This window comes from Streptomyces sp. NPDC030798 (assembly GCF_055572275.1).
On the sequence record NZ_JBVIDR010000025.1, the window covers coordinates 18,976 to 39,097 of the forward strand.

A 20,122-nucleotide genomic window follows, 5' to 3' on the forward strand; every position below is an offset into this window, starting at 1 on the left:
GCACACGAGGGAGACTCTGTGCACCGTACGGGTCGGTGCAGGGCCGTGCACGGAACGTGACCGGAAGCCATCTCGTCGAGGCGCTGATACGCTGGTAGCCCGTGGACCGGTGGGAGACGAACCCCCGAACCGCAGCGACGGCACCCCCGGAAGTTTCCGGTCCGGAAGCCGCCCCGCATCACAGACAGCGACCACGGGAGCCCCCTCTTGGCCATGCCGCCCCCTGCTTTTCGGAACAGTGCAGCCACGACGACCAAGCACATCTTCGTCACCGGGGGTGTCGCCTCCTCGCTCGGCAAGGGCCTCACCGCCTCCAGCCTGGGCATGCTGCTCAAGGCCCGCGGTCTGCGCGTGGTGATGCAGAAGCTCGATCCGTACCTGAACGTCGACCCGGGCACGATGAACCCCTTCCAGCACGGTGAGGTGTTCGTCACCAACGACGGCGCCGAGACCGACCTGGACATCGGACACTACGAGCGCTTCCTCGACCGTGACCTGGACGGCACCGCCAATGTCACTACAGGCCAGGTCTACTCGACGGTGATCGCCAAGGAGCGGCGCGGCGAGTACCTGGGCGACACCGTGCAGGTCATCCCGCACATCACCAACGAGATCAAGCACCGCATCCGCCGCATGGCCACCGACGAGGTGGACGTCGTCATCACCGAGGTCGGCGGCACCGTCGGCGACATCGAGTCGCTGCCGTTCCTGGAGACCGTCCGCCAGGTCCGCCACGAGGTCGGCCGGGACAACGTCTTCGTCGTCCACATCTCGCTGCTGCCCTACATCGGCCCCTCCGGCGAGCTGAAGACCAAGCCGACCCAGCACTCCGTCGCCGCGCTGCGCAACATCGGCATCCAGCCCGACGCGATCGTGCTGCGCTGCGACCGCGAGGTGCCCACCGCCATCAAGCGCAAGATCTCGCTGATGTGCGACGTGGACGAGGCCGCCGTGGTCGCCTGCCCGGACGCCCGCTCGATCTACGACATCCCGAAGACCGTGCACGGCGAGGGCCTGGACGCCTATGTCGTCCGCAAGCTGGACCTGCCCTTCCGGGACGTCGACTGGACGACCTGGGACGACCTGCTCGACCGCGTCCACAACCCCGACCACGAGATCACCCTCGCGCTGGTCGGCAAGTACATCGACCTGCCCGACGCGTACCTGTCGGTGACCGAGGCGCTGCGCGCCGGCGGTTTCGCGAACAAGGCCCGCGTCAAGATCAAGTGGGTCACCTCGGACGACTGCAAGACCCCGGCGGGCGCCAAGGCCCAGCTCGCCGACGTCGACGGCATCTGCATTCCGGGCGGCTTCGGCGACCGCGGTGTGCTCGGCAAGGTCGGCGCGATCCGCTACGCCCGGGAGAACCGGATCCCGCTGCTGGGCCTGTGCCTGGGCCTGCAGTGCATCGTGATCGAGGCCGCGCGCAACCTGGCCGACATCCCGGACGCCAACTCCACCGAGTTCGACCCGGCCACCGCCCACCCGGTCATCTCCACCATGGCCGAGCAGATGGACATCGTCGCCGGCGAGGGCGACATGGGCGGCACCATGCGGCTGGGCATGTACCCGGCGAAGCTGGCCGAGGGCTCGATCGTGCGCGAGGTGTACGACGGCAAGGAGTACGTCGAGGAGCGGCACCGGCACCGCTACGAGGTGAACAACGCCTACCGCGCGGAGCTGGAGAAGAAGGCCGGCATCCTCTTCTCGGGCACCTCGCCGGACGGCAAGCTCGTCGAGTACGTGGAGTACCCGCGGGACGTCCACCCCTACCTGGTCGCCACGCAGGCGCATCCCGAGCTGCGCTCGCGTCCGACGCGTCCGCACCCGCTGTTCGCCGGGCTCGTGAAGGCGTCGGTCGAGCGGAAGAATTCCAAGTAACACGTCAGTTGTACGGTTGCCGGGGTGCATACCTTCAAAGGTGGGCACCCCGGTTTCCGTCGGCCGGCCGGTCGGCCGCTCCGTGGCCGGACCGTCGGCCGGCCGGTTGTGACAGCACGTGGGAGGACAAAGGGCATGACCATCAAGGACACCCCCGAGGAGTGGGAGATCCGGGCGACCGCGACCCCGTTCACCGGGAACAAGACCTCCGTCCGCACGGACGACGTGGTCATGCCCGACGGGTCCGTGGTACGCCGCGACTACCAGGTGCACCCCGGCTCGGTCGCCGTGCTCGCGCTGGACGAGGAGGACCGGGTCCTGCTCATCAACCAGTACCGGCACCCGGTGCGGCACAAGCTGTGGGAGATCCCGGCCGGCCTGCTCGACGTGCCCGGCGAGAACCCGCTGCACGCGGCCCAGCGGGAGCTGTACGAGGAGGCGCACGTCAAGGCGGAGGACTGGCGGGTCCTGACCGACGTGTACACCACCCCGGGCGGCTGCGACGAGGCCGTGCGGATCTTCCTCGCCCGTGATCTCTCGGCGGCCGACGGGGAGCGGTACGAGGCGGAGCACGAGGAGACCGACATGGAGCACGCGCGCGTGCCGGTCGACGAGCTGGTGCGCCGGGTGCTCGCCGGCGACGTGCACAACAACTGCCTCGTCGTGGGCGTCCTCTCCCTGGTCGCGGCCCGCGCCCAGGAGGGCCTCGACGCCCTCCGCCCGGCCGACGCCCCGTGGCCGGCCCGCCCCTTCGCCTCCTGACCCGCCCCACTGCCGCGACCCGGGCCGACCGGTCCGCGCCGTGCACCGGCCGTCGCCGCCTCCTGGACTCGCCCACGCCGCGTGCCGGGCTCGGCCGTCCGTGTGGTGGTGTGACGATCGCCTGATCCGATCGGGGGACGTGTCCGTCGCGCTCTTTCGAGGGCGTCGCAGAGCGTGAACTAGGCTCTGGAACGCCCGTACCGGAAGATCCGGCGGGCTTGCGCGTGCGGTGGGACGGGAGTGTGGCCCGTGACGGATCAGGCGGTGGACACAGACGGCGTGCGGCTGTCCTCGCAGCGGGCCGCGACGATCGATTTCCTGGGCCGCACCCGGGAGTTGAAGGAACTGCGCGCCGACATCGAGCGCGCCGGCCTGGACACCCTCTCCGGCCGCAAGGCCCCCCGCGCGCGCGTGCTCCTCATCGCGGGCCGCCCCGGCTCCGGCCGCACCGCCCTCGCCGGGGAACTCGCCCGGCTGGTCGCCGACCGCTACCCCGACGGCGTGCTGCGGGCCCGGCTCAGCGAGCCCGACGGCACCCCCGTCCCCCTCGAGCGCACCGCCCGCGAGCTGCTCGCCGCGCTGGACGTGCAGGGCCCCGCCGGGGCGTCGGGGGACGAGCTGTGCGAGGCGCTGCGCGCGACCCTCGCCGGCCGGCGCGCGCTGCTCCTGCTGGACGACGCGGCCGGCGCCGAGCAGGTCGACGCACTGCTCCCGGACGCCCCCGACTGCCTGGTGATCGCCGTCTCCGGCGGCCCGCTCACCGGCATCGCCGACGTCCGCCCCTGCACCCTGGGCGGCCTCGACACCAAGTCGGCCGTCGAGCTGCTCACCCGGTACACCGGCTCGGTCCGCATCACCGTCGATCCGCGCGCCGCGGAGAACCTGGCCGAGGCCTGCCAGGGCCAGCCCGCCGCGCTCACCCTGGCCGGCGGCTGGCTCGCCTCCCGGCCCCAGGCGGCCGTCTCCGACCTCGCCAAGCGGATGCACGCGGACACCGAGGACGGCATCGCCCCGCTCGCCCGCGTCTTCCGGCTCGTCCACGACCAGCTGCCCGGCCAGGCCGCCCGGATACTGCGCCTGCTCTCCCTGGCTCCGGCCGGCCTGGTCGACCCGCACACCGCCTCCGCCCTGGCCGGCTGCTCGGTCGGCGCCGCCCGCGCCGCCCTGGACGACCTCACCGCGCTCGGGCTGCTGCGCGCGGTGGACTCCCCGCTGCCCGAGTACGACGTGCCCGGCTGTCTGCACCCGCTGCTGCGTGCCCGCGCCGAGGCCCAGGAACGCCCGGCGGAGCTGCAGCTCGCCCGGGCCCGCATGCTGGAGCGCAACGTACGGCTGCTGCAGGCGTGCCGGGCGATCACCGAGACGGACAGCCCGCAGGCCCGGGAGAAGCTGCAGGAGGTCCCCCCGGCACTGCGCTTCCCCTCCCCGCGCGCCGCCGCCGAATGGCTGCGCGTGCGCCGGCCCGCCCTGCTGGCCGCCGCCCGGCTGGCCGTGGCCGACGGGGAGCTGGACACCCTCGCCCGCCGGCTGATGTCCCAGCTGGTCAGGGCCCTGGTCGCGCACTTCGGCACGCAGGCGGCGGCACCGGATCTGTACGGGTTGCACGGCATGGTGCTCGATGTCGCCGAGCGGCGCGGACTGCACCGGGAGCAGGCCGCGGCCCTGCTGAACCTGGCCGATCTGGACGCGCGCACCGGCCGGACCCGGGCCGCGCTGGCCCGCTACCGGGCCGCGCTGGACGCCGGACGGGAGGCGAACGACCCGTACGCGACCGGCCGCGCGATGGAATCCGTAGGCGGTGCCTATCAGGAGCTCGCCGATCACGACCGGGCCGCCGACTGGTTCGGCCGGGCGCTGGCCGAGCGGCTGGCCCGGGGCGAGCGCGCCGAGGCCGCCCGGCTGTACGGCCGGATCGGCACCGCGCACACCTACGCGGGCCGCTACGGCGAGGCGCTCAGGAACTGGCGGGCGGCCGCCGCCGGGTACCGCAAGGAGGGCGATGTCCCGGCCTACGCACGGGCGTTGAGCGAGCTGGCCCGGGTGCAGGAGTACGCCGGCCGGCCCGAGGAGTCGCTGCGTACCTGTCAGGAGGCGGTGGAGTGGGCGCGGCGCGCCGAGGACGTCCGGCTGCAGGCCGCGCTGCAGCTCCGGGTGGCCGACACCCTGGACCGGCTCGGCGACCACGCGGCCGCCCAGCTGCACCGCGCGACGGCCGAGCGCATGCTGGGCGAGAGGCCTCCGGAGGACGACACAGGGCAGGAACCGGACAGTGATGCCTGCGAAATCCGCAGTCCATCCGGCGAAGATTGATGCAATGAAAGGCTAGACAGTCGGAACGCCTTCATTAAACTGGCTCTGCCGCTCGTTCTCCTGCGGTGTCTCCCGGTATGCCCCGGCATGCCTGGGTATGTCTTGTAAAGCACCCTCCATACCCTCTGAGCCAAGGACCGTGATCGACGTGAAGGTCGGCATCCCCCGCGAGGTCAAGAACAACGAGTTCCGGGTGGCCATCACCCCCGCCGGTGTGCACGAGCTGGTGCGCCACGGCCACCAGGTCGTCGTCGAGCGGAACGCCGGCGTCGGCTCCTCGATCCCGGACGAGGAGTACCTGGCGGCCGGCGCCGAGATCCTCGACACGGCCGACGAGGTCTGGGCCACCGCCGACCTGCTGCTGAAGGTCAAGGAGCCCATCGCCGAGGAGTACCACCGCCTCCGCAAGGACCAGATCCTCTTCACCTACCTGCACCTGGCCGCCTCCCGGGAGTGCACCGACGCCCTGCTGGAGTCCGGCACCACGGCGATCGCGTACGAGACGGTCGAGCTGCCCAGCCGCGCCCTGCCGCTGCTCGCCCCCATGTCCGAGGTCGCGGGCCGGCTGGCCCCGCAGGTCGGCGCCTACCACCTGATGGCCAAGAACGGCGGGCGCGGTGTCCTGCCCGGCGGCGTCCCGGGCGTGCCGGCCGGCAAGGCCGTCATCATCGGCGGCGGCGTCTCCGGCTGGAACGCCGCGCAGATCGCCGTCGGCCTCGGCTTCCACGTCACGCTGCTCGACAAGGACATCAACAAGCTCAAGGAGGCGGACAAGGTCTTCGGCACGAAGATCCAGACCGTCGTCTCCAACGCCTTCGAGCTCGAGAAGGCCTGCCTCGAGGCCGACCTCGTCGTCGGTGCCGTGCTCATCCCGGGCGCCAAGGCCCCGAAGCTGGTCACCAACGAGCTGGTGTCCCGGATGAAGGCCGGAAGTGTCCTTGTCGACATCGCGATCGACCAGGGCGGCTGCTTCGAGGACTCCCACCCGACCACGCACGCCGAGCCGACCTTCAAGGTCCACGAGTCGGTGTTCTACTGCGTCGCCAACATGCCCGGCGCGGTGCCCAACACCTCCACCTACGCGCTGACCAACGCCACGCTGCCGTACATCGTCGAACTGGCCAACCGTGGCTGGGTGGAGGCGCTGCGCCGCGACCCCGCGCTCGCCAAGGGCCTCAACACCCATGACGGCAAGGTCGTTTACAAGGAGGTCGCCGAGGCGCACGGCCTGGAGCACGTCGAGCTGGAGACCCTGCTCGGCTGATCCGCCGGCGACCGAGTCACCAAGTCGCCATCAGGCACAAGGCGATTCGTCAACATGCCTCGTCAACACTGCGCACCCGGCCGGACCTTGCCCGACAAGGTCCGGCCGGATGTGTGTATGGTCACTTTGCGACGCTCGGTCAACTCGCCTCGAACGTAACCCTTCGACCGATTCGCACACCGGCGAAACCTGCCGTGCGACGGCCGTACGCCCTTGACAGCGGGATGTTTCATTGCCGACACATCCTGCCGGGTCCGGCTGATTGTGTTGCTGCGGACCGCCGACACGCCATAGAGTCGCCAACCGTCGGCATGGTGCCACGCTGACCTTGTCTAGAAGTTTCCTGGTCACCAAGGAGGTAAGACGACTTGTGAATGAGTCGACATTTTCTCCCGGGGGTGGTCAACCAGGAATGCCTGTACGGGGCCAGGGCCCCGCGGGATTCGAGGCTGTCGGCTCCGTCGCTGTGCGCACCTTCGCAGCCCACCAGAGTCCGGGTCCGCAGACCGCCCGGACAGCACACCAGAGCATGGATGGCCATCACGTGAACGCCATGGCCGGCGACGGAAGTGGCGCGCCCCACAACCACTTCGCCGACTACGACGAACTGCCCGAGGGGCACTTCTACGACCCCGACGCCGAGTACGAGCCCGATCCCGAGTACGCGGCCACGCTCGCGCCCGACGCGGCCCGCCAGCGCCGTGAGCGCATCGGCCCGACCGGACGCCCGCTGCCGTACTTCCCGATCCCGGGCCCGCTGACCGACCACGGCCCCGCGAAGATCATCGCGATGTGCAACCAGAAGGGCGGCGTCGGCAAGACGACGTCGACCATCAACCTGGGTGCCGCGCTCGCGGAGTACGGCCGGCGCGTGCTGCTCGTGGACTTCGACCCGCAGGGCGCGCTGTCGGTGGGTCTCGGCGTCAACCCGATGGAGCTCGACCTCACTGTCTACAACCTGCTCATGGAGCGGGGCATGTCGGCCGACGAGGTGCTCCTGAAGACGGCGGTCCCGAACATGGACCTGCTGCCCAGCAACATCGACCTGTCGGCCGCCGAGGTCCAGCTGGTCTCCGAGGTCGCGCGCGAGTCGACCCTGCAGCGCGCGCTCAAGCCGCTGATGGACGACTACGACTACATCGTGATCGACTGCCAGCCCTCGCTCGGCCTGCTCACCGTCAACGCGCTGACCGCCGCCCACAAGGTGATCGTGCCGCTGGAGTGCGAGTTCTTCGCGCTGCGCGGCGTGGCCCTGCTGACCGAGACCATCGAGAAGGTCCAGGAACGACTCAACCCCGAGCTCGAACTGGACGGCATCCTCGCCACGATGTACGACTCGCGCACCGTGCACAGCCGTGAGGTGCTCGCGCGCGTCGTCGAGGCGTTCGACGACCACGTCTATCACACGGTCATCGGGCGCACGGTCCGCTTCCCGGAGACCACGGTCGCCGGTGAGCCGATCACCACGTACGCCTCCAACTCCGTCGGTGCCGCCGCCTACCGCCAGCTCGCCAGGGAGGTGCTCGCCCGGTGTCACGCCGAGTGAGTCTGCCCGGGGCCGACGAACTGTTCCGTACGACCGGGGGGATGGCACTCCAGCCGTCCACGCCCCGGCGCGGGGCGGGCGGCGAGGCCCGGGTGCCGGCTCCCGCGGGAGAGAGCGACGACGTGGCCGCCGCGGAGGACGCACCGCAGGCGGTGCCCGTCCAGAGCGGTGACGGAGAGGGAGCGGAGCACGCCGCGGCGGAGGCGGAAGGCGACGGGACCGGCGAGTCCCGCACCCGGCCGGCGCGACGGCAGCCGGCGCAGGAAGGTTCTTCTGCCGCCGCCGCGGCGCCGCGCAAGCGGGGCCGGGCGGCGAACCGGCGGCCCAGCGGGCGCGAGCGGCACGACGAGAAGATCACGGTGTACGTCTCCGCCGAAGAGCTGATGGACCTCGAGCACGCCCGGCTGGTGCTGCGCGGCGAGCACGGGCTGGCCGTCGACCGCGGGCGCATCGTCCGAGAGGCGGTGGCGGTGGTCCTGGCGGACCTGGAGTCCCGCGGGGACGCGAGCATCCTCGTACGGCGGCTGCGCGGGCGGTAGCGGTAGCCTGCGGGGGCCATGACCTCGAACGAATCCGGCTCCGCCGGCCGCCGCCGGGTCCTCGGGCGAGGCCCCGGGACCGCGGCCCGGCCTGCACCGCCTCCGGCGGACAGCACGCCCGCGCCCGAGGCCGAGCCCGGCGATGCCCCCAACCCGGAACGGACAGAGGCACCCGGCACCACCGTGCCGGAAGAGGCACCCGGCGTTGCCGTACCGCAGGAGGCGCCCGGGCTCGCCGTACCGCAGGAGGCACCGGCAGTCGCCGCACCGGAAGTGGCTCCGCAAGCCGCCGTGCCGGAAGAGGCGCACGGGCTCGCCGTACCGCAGGAGGCACCGGCAGTCGCCGCACTGGAAGTAGCTCCGGAAGCCGCCATGCCGGAAGAGGCACCCGGCGTTGCCGTACCGCAGGAGGCGCCCGGGCTCGCCGTACCGCAGGAGGCACCGGCAGTCGCCGCACCGGAAGTGGCTCGGCAAGCCACCGTGCCGGAAGAGGCGCCCGGCGTTGCGGTACCGCAATCGGCAGCGGCAGTCGCTGCACCGGAAGTGGCTCCGGAAGCCACCGTGCCGGAAGAGGCGCCCGGACTCGCCGTGCCGCAAGAGGCACCGGCAGTCGCCGGCTCCGAAGACGCACCGGCAGTCGCCGTACCGGGAAGGGCTCCGCAGGCCGCCGTGCGGCAGAGGGTGCCCGGACTCGCCGTCCCAGGAGAGGTGCCGGGACTCGCCGTTCCCGGAGAGGCGCCCGGGCGGGCCGTTCCTGAGGCTTCCGCAGGCGGCGTGCGGGAAGAGCCCGCAGGCGCCGTGGCCGGGGAAGCGGCCGACGCCGGAGCCGCAGAGGCCCGCGACGGTGTCTTCAAGGTCCGTCTCGCCAATTTCGAGGGCCCCTTCGACCTTCTCCTCCAGCTGATCTCCAAGCACAAGCTGGACGTCACCGAGGTCGCCCTGTCGAAGGTGACCGACGAGTTCATGGCGCACATCCGGGCCATGGGGCCGGACTGGGACCTGGACCAGACGACGGAGTTCCTGGTCGTCGCCGCCACCCTGCTCGACCTCAAGGCGGCCCGGCTGCTGCCCACCGCCGAGGTGGAGGACGAGGCCGACCTCGCGCTGCTGGAGGCCCGGGACCTGCTGTTCGCCCGGCTCCTGCAGTACCGCGCGTACAAGCAGATCGCCGACATCTTCAGCAGCCGTCTGGACGACGAGGCCCGCCGCCACCCCCGTACCGTCGGCCTCGAACCCGAGCACGCCGAGCTGCTCCCCGAGGTCGTCATCAGCATCGGCCCGGAGGGGTTCGCCAGGCTCGCGGTCAAGGCGATGCAGCCGAAGCCCAAGCCGCAGGTGTACGTCGACCACATCCACGCCCCGCTGGTCAGCGTGCAGGAACAGGCGGGGATCGTGGTCGCGCGGCTGCGGGAACTCGGCGAGGCCAGCTTCCGCTCGCTCATCGAGGACACCGACGACACCCTGACGGTCGTGGCCCGGTTCCTCGCGCTGCTGGAGCTGTACCGGGAGAAGGCCGTCGCCCTGGAGCAGGAGGCCGCGCTCGGCGAGCTGCTCGTGCGCTGGACCGGCGGGGACGGCGACGCGACGCCGCGGGTCACCGACGAGTTCGACCGGCCGCCTCAGGAGCCCGAGAAGGAGAAGCCGTGACGGAGAAGAAGCCGTGAGTGAGCCGACCACCGAGGTGCCGGCCGGGCTGCGGTCCGTGTCCGGTCTCGACCTCAAGCCCGCCCTGGAGGCCGTCCTCATGGTCGTGGACGAGCCCGCCACCGAGGAGCATCTCGCCCGGATCCTCGAACGCCCCAAGCGGCAGATCGGGGACGCGCTGCGCGAGCTGGCCGACGAGTACACCGTGCAGGGCCGCGGCTTCGAGCTGCGGTACGTCGCCGGCGGCTGGCGTTTCTACACACGCGCGCAGTACGCGCCGGCCGTGGAGCGGCTGGTGCTGGACGGCCAGACCGCCCGGCTCACCCAGGCCGCCCTGGAGACCCTCGCGGTCGTCGCCTACCGCCAGCCGGTCAGCCGCAGCCGGGTCTCCGCCGTGCGCGGGGTCAACTGCGACGGCGTCATGCGCACCCTGCTGCAGCGCGGTCTGGTCGAGGAGGCGGGCGCGGAACCCGAAACAGGTGCGATCCTGTACAGGACGACGAACTACTTCCTGGAGCGGATGGGCCTGCGCGGCCTGGACGAGCTTCCGGAGCTCGCGCCCTTCCTCCCGGAGGCGGAGGCGATCGAGGCCGAGACCCAGGAGGGAGTCCCGTCGTTCGACCCGGACGCGCCGGACGCGCCCGGCGGTCAGGATGCGGACGACTAAGACGGAACTTTGATGCGAAGCAGCGGCAGCGGCAAGAGCGGCGGACGCGGTAACTACCGCGGGGCCGGCAACAACAGGGACGAGCGCCAGGGGCAGGGCCGTCCCCGCAAGCCCCGCCCCGAGGAGCGCCGCTACGACGTGGGCCCCGGCGCCTCCCAGGACGGCCCGAAGGCCGGGCGCGGCGGCGCGGCCCGCGGCGGTGCCAAGGGCGGCCCGAAGAAGCCCCAGCAGGGCGGCCGTACGGCCCCCGCGCGCTCGCGTGAGTACGAGACGCGGGTCGAGGAGCGCAACCGGGAGAGGTACGCGGGCAAGAAGGACATCAAGCTGCCCAAGACCTTCCCCGGTGCGGAGCAGGAGGGCGAGCGGCTGCAGAAGGTCCTCGCGCGCGCGGGCTACGGCTCCCGGCGGGCCTGCGAGGAGCTGATCGAGCAGGCCCGGGTCGAGGTCAACGGCGAGATCGTCCTGGAGCAGGGACGCCGGGTGGATCCGGAGAAGGACGAGGTCAAGGTCGACGGGCTGACGGTCGCGACGCAGTCGTACCAGTTCTTCTCGCTCAACAAGCCCGCCGGTGTCGTGTCGACGATGGAGGACCCCGAGGGGCGCCAGTGCCTCGGGGACTACGTCACCAACCGTGAGACGCGGCTCTTCCACGTCGGCCGGCTCGACACCGAGACCGAGGGCGTCATCCTGCTCACCAACCACGGCGAGCTGGCGCACCGGCTGACCCACCCCAAGTACGGCGTGAAGAAGACCTACCTCGCGCACATCGTGGGCCCGATCCCGCGCGACCTCGGCAAGCGCCTGAAGGACGGCATCCAGCTCGAGGACGGCTACGCGCGCGCGGACCACTTCCGGGTGGTCGAGCAGACCGGCAAGAACTACCTCGTCGAGGTGACCCTGCACGAGGGCCGCAAGCACATCGTCCGCCGGATGCTGGCGGAGGCGGGCTTCCCGGTCGACAAGCTGGTGCGCACCGCCTTCGGCCCGATCACCCTGGGCGACCAGAAGTCGGGCTGGCTGCGCCGCCTGTCCAACACCGAGGTCGGGATGCTCATGCAGGAGGTCGACCTCTAGGAGCTTGTGCTTCCGGGCACCCCCTTTTATAGTCGTGATGACTATTAAAGGGGGTGCCTGTGCTGCAGGGATACGACAAGTCCGCCTACGAGCCCTTCGCCGTCACCGTCGACCTCGCCGTCCTCACCATCCGCGAAGGCGCCCTGCACGTGCTGCTGGTCGAGCGCGGGCAGGAGCCGTACAAGGGGCACTGGGCGCTGCCCGGAGGCTTTCTGCTGCCCGACGAGTCGGCGGAGACGGCCGCCCGGCGCGAACTCGCCGAGGAGACCGGCCTCGCCGACCTCTCGGGGCTCGACCTGGAGCAGCTGCGCACCTACAGCGAGCCGGACCGCGACCCCCGGATGCGGGTCGTCTCCGTCGCCTTCACCGCGCTGCTGCCCGAACCCCCCGAGCCGCGCGGCGGCGGGGACGCGGCCCAGGCCCGCTGGCAGCCGTACGACACCGCCGGGCCCCTCGCCTTCGACCACGACCGGATCCTGGCCGACGCCCACGCGCGCGTCGGCGACCGGCTGGAGCACACCTGCGCGGCCACCGCCTTCTGCCCGGCCGAGTTCACCCTCGGCGAGCTGCAGCAGGTCTACGAGACCGTGTGGGGCCTCGCGCTGGACCGGCCCAACTTCCGCCGCAAGGTGCTCGCCACGCCCGGCTTCGTCGAACCCGTCCCCGGTGCCGCCCGGCTCACCGGGGGGCGCGGCAAACCGGCCGCGCTGTACCGCGCCGGCACCGCCACCACCCTGCATCCGCCCCTCCTCCGACCGTCCCGGGAAGGACGCCCCGCATGACCACCAGGCCGACGAGCAAGCGTGCCGCCACCGGATCCCTCCTCGGACTCGCCCTCGGGGACGCCCTCGGCTTCCCGACCGAGTTCAACGACGTGCCCTCGATCCTCGCCACGTGGGGGCCCTGGCGGGAGATGGAGCTGCCGCAGCGCGCCCTCGTCTCCGACGACACCCAGATGACCCTCGCCCTCGGCCGCGCGCTGCGGACCGCCATGGACCGCGGGGTGCTGGCCCCCAAGCGCCTGGAGCGGCCGCTGCGCGAGGAGTTCGTGGACTGGTACCAGTCGCCGGACAACAACCGCGCCCCGGGCAACACCTGCCTGACCGCCTGCTCGCTGCTGAAGGAGGAGGGGCGCGCCTGGCAGGACGCGAGCCGGATCGGATCCAAGGGCTGCGGCGCCAACATGCGCGTCGCCCCCATCGGGCTCGCCCCCGGCCTGAGCGACGAACAGCGCGCCGGTGCCGCCCAGTTGCAGTCCGCGCTCACCCACGGCCACCCCACCGCGCTGGCCGCCTCCGACCTGACCGCGCGGGCCGTCCACCTGCTGGCCCGGGGCACCGACCCGGCCGGGCTCGTCGGACAGCTGCGCTCGTACGCCTACGACCACCGCGCCCACTACCACCACACCTGGCTCGGCGACCTGTGGACCCGGGCGCAGGACCCGAGCCCCGAGCACTTCATCGCGCGCGGCTGGGACGAGTGCCTGGAGATCCTCGGCCGGCTCCAGGAGGCCGTGCGGACGGTCTCGCCGGAGACCGACCCGTGCCTGGCCACCGGCGCCGGCTGGATCGCCGAGGAGGCCCTCGCGACCGGGCTGCTGTGCTTCCTGCTCTTCCCCGACGAGCCCGTCACCGCACTGCGCAGGGCCGCCTGCTCCTCCGGCGACTCCGATTCGATCGCCTGCCTCACCGGGGCCTTCGCGGGCGCCTGGCTGGGCGCGGAGGTGTGGCCCGGCGCGTGGGCGGACCGGATCGAGTACCGGGGCGACCTGTTGACGCTGGGAGCGCTCTGGGACGCTTAGGCCATGATCGACGACCTCGACATGGACCTGACGCCGGTGATCGCCGAGCAGCCCGACCCCCTGCTGTTCGCGACCGTCTCCGGAGCCCATCTGTACGGTTTTCCCTCGCGCGACTCCGACCTCGATCTGCGCGGCGCGCATCTGCTGCCCGCCGCCGATCTGGTCGGGCTGCGCGAGCCCGAGGAGACGCGGTCGCGCGCATGGGTGCGGTTCGGCGTCGAGATGGACCTCGTCACCCACGACGTGCGCAAGTTCGTCCGGCTGATGCTCCGGCGCAACGGCTATGTGCTGGAGCAGCTGCTCTCGCCGCTGGTCGCGCACACCACCGAGGCACACCGGGAGCTGGTCGCGCTCGCCCCCGGCGTCCTCACCAGCCACCACGCCCACCACTACCGGGGGTTCGCGGTGACCCAGTGGCGGCTGTTCGAGAAGACCGGTGAACTCAAGCCGCTGCTCTACACGTTCCGGGTGCTGCTCACCGGCATCCGTCTGATGCGCAGCGGCGAGGTGCAGGCCCATCTGCCCACGCTGCTGGAGCAGGTCGACGCGCCGGCCTACGTGCCCGAGCTGATCGCCGCGAAGGCGGAACGCGAGCACGGCACGGCCGACATCGACCACGCCCGCGTGGCGGCCGACGTGGAACGCCTGCACACCGTCCTCGACGAGGCCCAGGCCGCCTCCCCCCTCCCGGACGCCCCCACGGCCCACGACGCCCTGCACGACTTCGTGATCCGGGTCCGACTGGGCTGAGGCCCGCAGGGCCCGCAGAGCGCGGCGGCGGACGCTCGACCGGGCCGAGGCGCTAGGCGTGCGAGGCCGGCGCGTCCGCGGTCGGGTGGACGGTCGCTGTCCGGGCCGAGGTGCGGCGGGTGCGGTACAGGAAGGCGGACACGCGGGCGTGGTCCGGTTCCGCGGGGAGGGGGGTGCGGCGCAGGGCCTCGTCGGTCTCGGCGGCCAGGCGGGTCATCCGGGCCTCCACCTCCGCCCACGAGACCTCGCCCCGCTTCACCGCCAGCAGCGCCTCGCGCCGGTCGCCGACGTCGACGCGCAGCTCCCCGGTGCGCAGCAGGTCGCGGGCGCTCGCCAGCAGCCGCAGCAGATGCATCGCGTGCTTCCAGCGCGGGGCGCCCGTCGTCCGCACATCCGCGTCCAGCTTGCGGCGCTGGCCGAGGGCGTAGCGGGTGAAGGTGTCGTGCACGCGCCGGGAGAGGAAGGCCCCGCGCAGCGCCAGCAGTTCGCGGCCGGTGTCGTCCACGTGCTCCACCAGCGGTGAGTGCAGGCACTCCAGGATGTTCGGGTTGCCGCGCAGCGCCAGCTCGCAGAACCGCTCCAGTTCCCAGGAGAACTGCTCCTCGCCCGGCCCCTCCACATGCGTCGGCGGCTTCTCGAACCGCCAGAACAGGGGAGTGGGGGCGAGGAAGACACCCCGCCGGTCGGTGTCGCTGTCCCCCGTGGCCAGGCCGAAGGCCCGCGACCCCATGACACAGGAGTAGATCGTGTGGTGACGCACCAGGTCCTCGGGCTGCATGCCCAGGAGCGTACGCGGCGCCTCACATCAGGCGGATCGAATGTCCCTCCACCTTGATCGTCTTCGGCGGCAGCGGCCTGGACGCCGGGCCGTGCGCCACCGAGCCGTCGGCGATGTGGAACCGGCTGCCGTGACAGGGACAGTCGATCGTGCCGTCCGCCACCTTCGACACCGTGCAGCCCTCGTGGGTGCAGATGGCCGAGAAGGCCTTGTAGTCCCCCTTGCTCGGCTGGGTGACCACCACCTTCTCCGCCTTGAAGATCTTGCCGCCGCCCTCCGGGACGTCGGCGACCTGGCCCAGCTCCTTCCCGGCGGGCGAGGCCGCCTTGCCGGACGGGGAGGCCGGCGCCGAGGTGCCGCCGCCTCCGTTGCCGCCGCATCCCGCGCATCCCAGGGCGAGCGCCCCAGCGCCCGTCGCGAGTACCGTGCGCCGCGTCGCGGGCTGGGTCATGTCACCACTCCGTACAGAGACTAGGGGTCGGCTGTTCAAACCGGTGCATACCGGACTGCCCGCATCGTCTCAGTGATCGGTCGCCGCACGCCCCGCCCACGCGGGCTGACTACGCTGGACGGACCAAGACCAGACACGCATGTCAGCGAGGAGCAGCGCCGTGGCGGTACGAGCGGTCCGTGGAGCCGTCCAACTGGAGCGGGACGACGCCGGTCACATGGACGAGCGGGTCGGGACGCTGCTCACCGCCATCCTGGAGCGCAACGCCCTGAGCGCCGACGACCTGATCAGCATCTGGTTCACGGCCACCCCCGACCTGCACAGCGACTTCCCGGCGGCCGCCGCCCGCAAGCTCGGCATCGTGGACGTCCCCCTGATCTGTGCCCAGGAGCTGGACATCGAGGGTGCCATGCCCCGGGTCGTCCGGGTCCTCGCGCACATCGAGTCCGACCGGCCCCGCGCCGAGATCGCCCATGTCTACCTCGGCGCCGCCGCCGCCCTGCGCAAGGACATCGCCCAGTGAGGACCGCACTCGTCATCGGTACCGGGCTCATCGGTACCTCAGCCGCGCTCGCCCTGACCCAGCGGGGTGTCGTCGTCCACCTCGTCGACCACGACCCCGAGCAGGCCCGTACGGCCGCCGCGCTGGGCGCCGGAACCGACCAGGCGCCCGAGGGCCCGGTGGACCTCGCGCTCGTCGCCGCCCCGCCCGCCCACGTCGCCGCCGTCCTCGCCGACGCCATGGGCCGGGGCGTGGCCCGCGGCTACGTCGACGTGGCCAGCGTCAAGGGCGGCCCGCGCCGCGAGCTGGAGGCGCTGGGCCTGGATCTCGCCTCCTACATCGGCACCCACCCCATGTCCGGCCGGGAGAAGTCCGGCCCGCTGGCCGCGACCGGCGACCTCTTCGAGGGCCGCCCCTGGGTGCTCACCCCGACCCGGGACACCGACACCGAGGTGCTCAACCTCGCCCTGGAGCTGGTCTCGCACTGCCGGGCCGTGCCGGTCGTCATGGACGCCGACGCCCACGACCGGGCCGTCGCCCTCGTCTCCCACATGCCCCACCTGGTCTCCAGCATGGTCGCCGCCCGCCTGGAGCACGCCGAGGAGGCGGCCGTACGGCTGTGCGGGCAGGGCATCCGCGATGTGACCCGGATCGCCGCCTCCGACCCCCGGATGTGGATCGACATCCTCTCGGCCAACCCCGGCCCCGTCGCCGACCTGCTCTCCGACGTCGCCGGCGACCTGGAGGAGACGGTCGAGGCCCTGCGCTCCCTGCAGTCCTCCGACGAGGCCAAGCGCCGCGAGGGCGCGGCCGGTATCGAGGACGTGCTGCGACGCGGCAACGCCGGCCAGGTCCGCGTCCCCGGCAAGCACGGCTCCGCCCCGCGTGTCTACGAGACCGTGGCGGTGCTCATCGACGACCAGCCCGGGCAGCTGGCGCGGATCTTCGCCGACGCGGGACAGGCCGGGGTCAACATCGAGGACGTCCGCATCGAGCACGCCACCGGACAGCAGGCCGGTCTCGTCCAGCTCATGGTCGAGCCCAAGGCGGTGCCGGTGCTGACCGCCGCGCTGCGGGAGCGCGGGTGGGCGCTGCGGCAGTAGGGCACCGCACGTCACACGGCGGTCGTCCGTTCGGGTCACTCGTACCCAGTAACCTTGTGCGGGGCGCTCTCGCTCCCCGCACCCCGCTCACCGCACCGCACCAGGAAGGTGTCCTCCCGTGGAAAACGGCGCCGCCCCGACCGCCAAGCCCGTGATCGTCGCGATCGACGGTCCCGCCGGTACGGGCAAGTCGAGCACGTCGAAGGCCGTGGCCGCCCAGCTCGGCCTGAGCTACCTGGACACCGGAGCCCAGTACCGGGCGATCACCTGGTGGATGGTGAACAACGGCATCGACCTGGAGGACCCGACCGCCATCGCGGCCGTCGCCGGCAAGCCGGAGATCGTCTCCGGCACCGACCCGGCGGCCCCGACCATCACGGTCGACGGCGTCGACGTCTCCGGACCGATCCGCACCCAGGAGGTGTCCGCCAAGGTCAGCGCGGTCAGCGCGGTGCCCGAGGTGCGCACCCGGATCACCGAGCTGCAGCGCTCCCTCGCCGCCGGCGCGGAGCACGGCATCGTGGTCGAGGGCCGGGACATCGGGACGACCGTGCTGCCGGACGCGGACCTGAAGGTGTTCCTCACCGCCTCCCCGGAGGCCCGCGCCGCCCGCCGCAGCGGCGAGCTCAAGGGCGCCGACGTGCATGCCACCCGCGAGGCGCTGATCAAGCGGGACGCGGCCGACGCCGGCCGCAAGACCTCGCCGCTCGCCAAGGCCGGCGACGCGGTCGAGGTGGACACCACCGAGCTCACCCTCGCCCAGGTCATCGAGTGCGTCGTCACCCTGGTCGAGGAGAAGCGGGCCGGGAAGTGAACCGACCGCCGGCCGCGTCCGAGCGGGGCGCCGAGGTCGGGCGGCGCATCGGCGTCGGCCTGATGTACGGGCTGTGGCGGCCGCGTGTGCTGGGTGCCTGGAAGGTGCCCGCCACCGGGCCGGTCATCTTCGCGGTGAACCACTCCCACAACATCGACGGCCCGATGGTCATGGGCGTGGCGCCCCGGCCGACGCACTTCCTGATCAAGAAGGAGGCGTTCACCGGCCCGCTGAACCCGTTCCTGACCGGGATCGGCCAGCTCAAGGTGGACCGCGCCGCCGCCGACCGCACGGCGATCACCCAGGCGCTCGGCGTGCTGGAGGCCGGCGGTGTGCTGGGCATCTTCCCGGAGGGCACCCGGGGCGAGGGCGACTTCGCCTCGCTGCGCGCCGGGCTGGCCTACTTCGCCGTACGCGGCGGGGCGCCGATCGTGCCCGTCGCCGTCCTGGGAAGCTCCGAGCGGCGGGGCCGGTTGATAAAGGCGCTGCCCCCGCTGCGCTCCCGCGTCGACGTCGTCTTCGGCGACCCGTTCGAAGCGGGCGACGGCAGCGGCCGGCGCACCCGCAGGGCGCTCGACGAGGCGACCGAGCGCATCCAGAAGCAGCTCACCGCCCACCTGGAAAACGCCAGGCGCCTGACCGGGCGCGAGAGCGACACTTGAGTAGTGGATCAGCCCACCGGGGCCGCTCCACCGATCACCACGATGAACGACGAGGTACGGACTTCATGAACGACCAGATCCAGCCCGGCGACTCGGCTGAGCACGAGTACGACCACGGGGCTCTCGGCGACGCCGAGTACGCGGAGTTCATGGAGCTCGCCGCGGAAGAGGGCTTCGACATCGAGGACGTCGAGGGCGCCATCGAGGCGGCGGGCCACGGCCCGCTGCCCGTGCTCGCCGTCGTCGGCCGCCCGAATGTCGGCAAGTCGACCCTCGTCAACCGGATCATCGGCCGCCGCGAGGCGGTCGTCGAGGACCGGCCCGGCGTCACCCGCGACCGCGTCACCTACGAGGCGGAGTGGGCGGGCCGCCGCTTCAAGGTCGTCGACACCGGCGGCTGGGAGCAGGACGTCCTCGGCATCGACGCCTCCGTGGCCGCGCAGGCCGAGTACGCGATCGACGCGGCCGACGCGGTCGTCTTCGTCGTGGACGCCAAGGTCGGCGCCACCGACACCGACGAGGCGGTCGTACGGCTGCTGCGCAAGGCCGGCAAGCCGGTCGTGCTGTGCGCCAACAAGGTCGACGGGCCGAGCGGCGAGGCCGACGCCGCCTACCTGTGGAACCTGGGCCTCGGCGAGCCGCACCCGGTCTCCGCGCTGCACGGCCGCGGCACCGGCGACATGCTGGACGCCGTTCTGGAGGCGCTGCCCGAGGCGCCCGAGCAGAGCTTCGGCACCGCCGTCGGCGGCCCCCGCCGCATCGCGCTCATCGGCCGCCCGAACGTCGGCAAGTCCTCGCTGCTGAACAAGGTGGCCGGCGAGGAGCGCGTCGTCGTCAACGAGCTGGCGGGCACCACCCGCGACCCGGTCGACGAGCTGATCGAACTGGGCGGCGTGACCTGGAAGTTCGTGGACACGGCGGGCATCCGCAAGCGCGTCCACCTCCAGCAGGGCGCCGACTACTACGCCTCGCTGCGCACCGCCGCCGCCGTCGAGAAGGCCGAGGTCGCGGTCATCCTGATCGACGCCTCCGAGAACATCTCGGTGCAGGACCAGCGGATCGTCACCATGGCCGTCGAGGCGGGCCGCGCGGTCGTCCTCGCCTTCAACAAGTGGGACACGCTGGACGAGGAGCGCCGCTACTACCTGGAGCGGGAGATCGAGACCGAGCTGGGCCAGGTGGCCTGGGCCCCGCGCGTCAACGTCTCGGCCCGCACCGGCCGGCACATGGAGAAGCTGGTCCCGGCGATCGAGACCGCGCTGGCCGGCTGGGAGACGCGTGTGCCGACCGGCCGTCTGAACGCCTTCCTCGGCGAGCTGGTCTCGGCCCACCCGCACCCCGTCCGGGGCGGCAAGCAGCCGCGCATCCTGTTCGGCACCCAGGCCGGCACCAAGCCCCCGCGGTTCGTGCTCTTCGCCTCCGGCTTCATCGAGGCGGGCTACCGGCGCTTCATCGAGCGCCGTCTGCGCGAGGAGTTCGGCTTCGAGGGCACCCCGATCCACATCTCGGTACGGGTGCGCGAGAAGCGCGGCGCGAAGAAGAAGTAGGACGACGCGAAGGGCGCCCCTTGTGGT

The 20,122-nt window shown here is 72.2% G+C and carries 19 protein-coding genes; 17 read left to right on the top strand and 2 right to left on the bottom strand.

Annotated elements, in window-relative coordinates:
* Positions 1–213 precede the first annotated feature (213 nt).
* From ACZ404_RS35900 to ACZ404_RS35955, 12 genes are all read left to right on the top strand, one after another.
* Positions 214–1,881 carry a CTP synthase gene (locus ACZ404_RS35900; RefSeq protein WP_468447415.1) on the top strand — a complete coding sequence of 556 codons (1,668 nt, stop codon included), beginning with the start codon at positions 214–216 and terminating at the stop codon, positions 1,879–1,881.
* A 135-nt stretch (positions 1,882–2,016) separates the two neighbouring features.
* Complete coding sequence (locus tag ACZ404_RS35905; RefSeq protein ID WP_468447417.1) at positions 2,017–2,643, top strand: NUDIX domain-containing protein; 627 nt, start codon at positions 2,017–2,019, stop codon at positions 2,641–2,643.
* Between the two features lie 249 nt (positions 2,644–2,892).
* Positions 2,893–4,953, top strand: coding sequence for a tetratricopeptide repeat protein (locus ACZ404_RS35910; protein ID WP_468447419.1), 2,061 nt, complete (start codon positions 2,893–2,895; stop codon positions 4,951–4,953).
* Between the two features lie 139 nt (positions 4,954–5,092).
* Positions 5,093–6,217 carry an alanine dehydrogenase gene (gene ald, locus ACZ404_RS35915; protein ID WP_468447421.1) on the top strand — a complete coding sequence of 375 codons (1,125 nt, stop codon included), beginning with the start codon at positions 5,093–5,095 and terminating at the stop codon, positions 6,215–6,217.
* 412 nt (positions 6,218–6,629) lie between these two features.
* Complete coding sequence (locus tag ACZ404_RS35920) at positions 6,630–7,763, top strand: ParA family protein (RefSeq protein ID WP_468447423.1); 1,134 nt, start codon at positions 6,630–6,632, stop codon at positions 7,761–7,763.
* Positions 7,748–8,302: a hypothetical protein gene (locus tag ACZ404_RS35925; protein WP_468447425.1), complete on the top strand. Its 555-nt coding sequence runs from the start codon at positions 7,748–7,750 to the stop codon at positions 8,300–8,302. Before ACZ404_RS35920 ends, ACZ404_RS35925 begins: the two co-directional genes overlap by 16 nt.
* A 480-nt stretch (positions 8,303–8,782) precedes the next feature.
* A complete protein-coding gene (locus ACZ404_RS35930; protein WP_468447489.1) occupies positions 8,783–9,949 on the top strand; it encodes a segregation and condensation protein A in 1,167 nt (388 codons plus the stop codon).
* A gap of 13 nt (positions 9,950–9,962) precedes the next feature.
* Positions 9,963–10,613: an SMC-Scp complex subunit ScpB gene (gene scpB / locus ACZ404_RS35935; protein WP_468447427.1), complete on the top strand. Its 651-nt coding sequence runs from the start codon at positions 9,963–9,965 to the stop codon at positions 10,611–10,613.
* 12 nt (positions 10,614–10,625) lie between these two features.
* Positions 10,626–11,687 (top strand): pseudouridine synthase, encoded by a 1,062-nt coding sequence (locus ACZ404_RS35940; RefSeq protein WP_468447429.1) that lies wholly within the window; start codon positions 10,626–10,628, stop codon positions 11,685–11,687.
* Between the two features lie 53 nt (positions 11,688–11,740).
* The gene (locus ACZ404_RS35945; RefSeq protein WP_468447431.1) at positions 11,741–12,469 is read left to right on the top strand and encodes an NUDIX hydrolase; all 729 of its coding nucleotides are present in this window, start codon (positions 11,741–11,743) and stop codon (positions 12,467–12,469) included.
* On the top strand, positions 12,466–13,488 hold the full coding sequence (locus tag ACZ404_RS35950) for an ADP-ribosylglycohydrolase family protein (protein WP_468447433.1): 1,023 nt from the start codon (positions 12,466–12,468) through the stop codon (positions 13,486–13,488). The genes ACZ404_RS35945 and ACZ404_RS35950 overlap by 4 nt, the downstream gene beginning before the upstream one ends.
* A 3-nt stretch (positions 13,489–13,491) precedes the next feature.
* Positions 13,492–14,238, top strand: coding sequence for a nucleotidyltransferase domain-containing protein (locus tag ACZ404_RS35955; protein ID WP_468447435.1), 747 nt, complete (start codon positions 13,492–13,494; stop codon positions 14,236–14,238).
* Positions 14,239–14,290: 52 nt separating this feature from the next.
* Here the strand turns inward: ACZ404_RS35955 and ACZ404_RS35960 are convergent, their stop codons facing one another.
* On the bottom strand, positions 14,291–15,016 hold the full coding sequence (locus ACZ404_RS35960; protein WP_468447437.1) for a nucleotidyltransferase domain-containing protein: 726 nt from the start codon (positions 15,014–15,016) through the stop codon (positions 14,291–14,293).
* A 22-nt stretch (positions 15,017–15,038) separates the two neighbouring features.
* On the bottom strand, positions 15,039–15,467 hold the full coding sequence (locus ACZ404_RS35965; RefSeq protein ID WP_468447439.1) for a Rieske (2Fe-2S) protein: 429 nt from the start codon (positions 15,465–15,467) through the stop codon (positions 15,039–15,041).
* Positions 15,468–15,627: 160 nt separating this feature from the next.
* Between ACZ404_RS35965 and aroH the strand changes: the two genes are divergently transcribed.
* The 5 genes from aroH to der all read left to right on the top strand — a co-directional run bounded on the left by aroH (position 15,628) and on the right by der (position 20,095).
* The gene (gene aroH / locus ACZ404_RS35970; protein WP_468447441.1) at positions 15,628–15,990 is read left to right on the top strand and encodes a chorismate mutase; all 363 of its coding nucleotides are present in this window, start codon (positions 15,628–15,630) and stop codon (positions 15,988–15,990) included.
* The gene (locus ACZ404_RS35975) at positions 15,987–17,072 is read left to right on the top strand and encodes a prephenate dehydrogenase (protein WP_468447443.1); all 1,086 of its coding nucleotides are present in this window, start codon (positions 15,987–15,989) and stop codon (positions 17,070–17,072) included. The genes aroH and ACZ404_RS35975 overlap by 4 nt, the downstream gene beginning before the upstream one ends.
* Before the next feature lie 118 nt (positions 17,073–17,190).
* Complete coding sequence (gene cmk / locus ACZ404_RS35980) at positions 17,191–17,886, top strand: (d)CMP kinase (protein WP_468447445.1); 696 nt, start codon at positions 17,191–17,193, stop codon at positions 17,884–17,886.
* A 62-nt stretch (positions 17,887–17,948) separates the two neighbouring features.
* A complete protein-coding gene (locus ACZ404_RS35985) occupies positions 17,949–18,548 on the top strand; it encodes a lysophospholipid acyltransferase family protein (protein WP_468447491.1) in 600 nt (199 codons plus the stop codon).
* Positions 18,549–18,613: 65 nt separating this feature from the next.
* Positions 18,614–20,095 carry a ribosome biogenesis GTPase Der gene (gene der, locus ACZ404_RS35990; RefSeq protein WP_468447447.1) on the top strand — a complete coding sequence of 494 codons (1,482 nt, stop codon included), beginning with the start codon at positions 18,614–18,616 and terminating at the stop codon, positions 20,093–20,095.
* Positions 20,096–20,122: the final 27 nt, after the last annotated feature.